General features: G+C 49.5%; 3 protein-coding genes. All 3 read left to right on the top strand.

All coding sequences use genetic code 11. The features are described 5' to 3' along the window. On the top strand, positions 1-1,158 hold a 1,158-nt coding region (locus tag ABGY95_RS07855), incomplete at its 5' end, for a S8 family serine peptidase (protein WP_347441135.1). Positions 1,159-1,241: 83 nt separating this feature from the next. Continuing rightward, the gene (locus ABGY95_RS07850) at positions 1,242-2,291 is read left to right on the top strand and encodes an Mrp/NBP35 family ATP-binding protein (RefSeq protein WP_347441134.1); all 1,050 of its coding nucleotides are present in this window, start codon (positions 1,242-1,244) and stop codon (positions 2,289-2,291) included. A gap of 48 nt (positions 2,292-2,339) precedes the next feature. Next, a complete protein-coding gene (locus ABGY95_RS07845) occupies positions 2,340-3,242 on the top strand; it encodes a DUF58 domain-containing protein (protein WP_347441133.1) in 903 nt (300 codons plus the stop codon). Positions 3,243-3,343: the final 101 nt, after the last annotated feature.

Below are 3,343 nucleotides of genomic sequence, written 5' to 3'. Positions count from 1 at the left end.
GTAGGCGTTCAGTCCGGAGCTCAGGCGTTTGGAGCTTCAGCGCTAGAATCTATCGGAGTATTTGAAGACAATTCAACATGGGGAAAAGGAATAACTGTCGCAGTAATTGACTCCGGAGTGAACCAACATATTGCGCTAAAAGATGGGGTTAAACGCCTCACTCTAAATGAGCTGGCAGAAGACGACACACAACTCAGCCACGGCACTGCGGTGGCTTCAATCATTTCAGGTAACCATCCCCTGACTCAAGGAGTAGCGCCGGCGGCTGATATTCTCTCGATTCGTATTACGGACGCACAAGGTTCATCAAACTCTTTCACACTAGCAGAAGGTATCGTTGCCGCGACAGATTGGGGGGCACAGATTATCAACATCTCGATGGGATCAGAAGGAAACAGTATTGTCGTGGCTGATGCAGTCGCTTACGCCCAAGAACGTGGGGTCGTGATTGTTGCCTCAGCGGGCAACGAGGGGTTCGACACCCCATCCTACCCTGCGGCTTACGATGGAGTAATATCCGTGGGAGCAGTCGAGGCCAGTGGCCTACATCTTGATTTTTCTAACACAGGGGAAAACCTATCAATCGTAGCTCCAGGCTTTGAGGTGAATGCAGCGTGGGGTAATGACCAGCTCACCGCCTTCTCTGGCACCTCTGCTAGCGCCCCATTTGTCAGCGGAGCAATCGCGGCAGTCATGTCAGAAAACCCTGGCTACACAGCCCAGCAGGCAACAGACCTAGTGCTTCAACTCTCTAACGAAGCTGGCCAGGTGGGACGCGACCCTCAATACGGACAAGGCTCACTGGATGTGGGTAGAGCCTTAGAGAACGGACAACCAGGTATCTACGATATCGCAGTCGCTAGCCAGATATTAGGTAGCAACAGCGCAGGGAACCCGCAGGTCACCATCGTGATACAAAACCAAGGAACTGAGCCAGTATTCAATAGTCCTGTCCGCATTCAAACCCCTAACGGCATCACTAGTATTAGTATTAACAGCCTAAGCCCAGGCCAAGTCTACACCACCACACTCCCCTTACCCTCACTCAGCAGCGAAGAAAATGCTATAGTTTACAGTTCAGCAAGCACTAGCGGATCTGAGGATAATCAGCAAAGCAACAACTCCCGTCAAAATTCCTTTAGCCAAAGCGCAAAATAGCAAATATTCCCGATTCTCGCGCTTGCCCCTAGCCTAGATTGCGCCTAGTTTCTTCGGATCAATCGCCGAGCAATTTTCGCATCATGACTGAAGAAATTATCAAAAGCGCGTTATCTAGCGTCAAATACCCAGGATTTTCTCGCGACATCGTCGCATTTGGACTCATCAAAGACATCAAAATCTATGACGCAGACGTGGAAGTCACCATCTCGATCCAAACCAAGGACGCTGCTGTCCCTGAAACAATTTTCAAAGAATGCCAAGACGCGCTCAACAAGATCGAAGGCATCGGTCAGACTCGAGTCAATATCGACGTAAAGTCGCCCGAGGCACAAGCTGGCGGCGACCAATCGGCCAAAAAAGGTAAAACGTCGATCCCCGGCGTGAAACAAATTATTGCGGTTGCGTCTGGTAAAGGAGGCGTCGGGAAATCGACAGTTTCTACCAACCTCGCTGTAGCCTTGGCTAAAACTGGCGCCAAAGTTGGGCTCTGTGATTGCGACCTCTATGGTCCATCCACCTCTCAAATGTTCGGCACAAAGCAACAGCCTCTGGCTAACGAGCGTGACGAGATAATCCCGATCGAAGCGCACGGCATCAAGCTTATGTCTATGAGTTTCTTGCTCGACGACAACTCTCCAGTGATCGTCCGTGGTCCATTGGCCACACGCTACACTCAGCAATTCCTCCGTCAAGTCGAGTGGGGTGAACTTGACTATCTTATTTTAGATCTTCCTCCTGGCACTGGCGACATTCAGCTTACTATCGTTCAGACTGTAGCACTCAGCGGTGCGGTCATCGTTACCACTCCTCAGGAAGTTGCATTGATCGACGCGCGCAAAGCGGCCTCGATGTTTGCTAAAGTCAACGTCGACATCATAGGTGTGGTTGAAAACATGGCCTGGTTCGAGTGTGATCATGGTACTCGTTACTCTATTTTCGGTGAAGGCGGCGGAGTGAGAGAGGCCGAACGCCTCAAGGTTCCCCTACTGGGGCAAATCCCAATTGATGTAGCTACTCGTGAGTGTGCTGACAACGGCACTCCTGTAGCCTTACTTTCTGAAACAGATTCTTCGGTCAGTGCCGCTTTCAAAGAAACAGCAGCCAAGGTCGTTGCGCGCGTGCAACGTTAAGCACACGCAATACGAGCTTCTCTTGCCCCAATTCAGCAACTATTTACTTTGGCACCACCACTGACAGAAGAGTCTTCCATCGAAGCAATGATGCGCAAAGTCCACCACCTTGAAATCAAGGCTAGGCGGCTTTCGCGCGAATCATTTTCAGGCGAATACCATGCCTCATTTAAAGGGCAAGGTTTGGATTTCGAGGATTTTCGTGAGTACCAACATGGTGACGAAATTCGCTTCATCGATTGGAACGTCACAGCCCGGACGAACAGCCCCTTCATTCGAACTTTCCGTGAAGAACGCGAACTCACAGTCCTTTTAGCTGTGGATATCTCGGGTTCGTTTGACTTCGGCAGTAAGCACTTCTCAAAACGCGAACTCGCGGCCGAAATCGCGGCAGTTCTCGCGTTTTCAGCCAAACACAATGGAGACAAAGTGGGCCTTCTGCTTTTTGCTGAAGAACCAGTACTCTATTTGCCTCCAGCAAAAGGAAGTCGTCACACACTACGCATGATTCGCGAAGTGCTCGCAACTCAACCTGATGAAAAAGCGACTAACATTGCTGGTGCGTGTGATTTCATCAACCGCACGATCAAACGTAAAGCTCTGGTTTTCATGCTCTCAGACTTCGTTGATAACGATTTTCACAAGAAGCTGGGAACTCTGAGCCAAAAACATGAAACTGTAGCTATCCGAGTCTTTGACCCCGTGGAAGAAGAACTTCCGAATGTAGGAAAAGTCAATCTAACTGATGCTGAAACTGGACAGGAACGAGTGGTTGACACCTCAAACGCGAATGTCCGCATGGCTTATAAAAAGCTGAACCTAAGAAGGCTAGAAGACTTACAAAACGCGCTGGCTAAATATAAAATAGACCACATAGACGCAGCTACAGATGGCGACTACCTCCCCTTGCTCCATCAACTTTTCAAAAAACGCTCAAGCAGACACGCTTAGAAACAATGCCTAAGATACACGACATTATTGAAGTTACTGATCACTCGTCCCTCTTTTTATGGTGGCAATGGGCACTAGTAGCAGTCGGAGCCTTTATGTTT

Origin of the sequence: Rubritalea sp. (genome assembly GCF_039830215.1) — a bacterium.
Lineage (GTDB): Bacteria > Verrucomicrobiota > Verrucomicrobiia > Verrucomicrobiales > Akkermansiaceae > Rubritalea.
Note: the sequence above shows the minus strand (reverse complement) of the source record. Positions and strands in the feature narration are given on the sequence as shown.

Bases quoted from the DNA above. Each gene is read 5' to 3' on its own strand.
- ABGY95_RS07850 (WP_347441134.1), top strand. From the start codon at position 1,242: ATGACTGAAGAAATTATCAAAAGCGCGTTATCTAGCGTCAAATACCCA.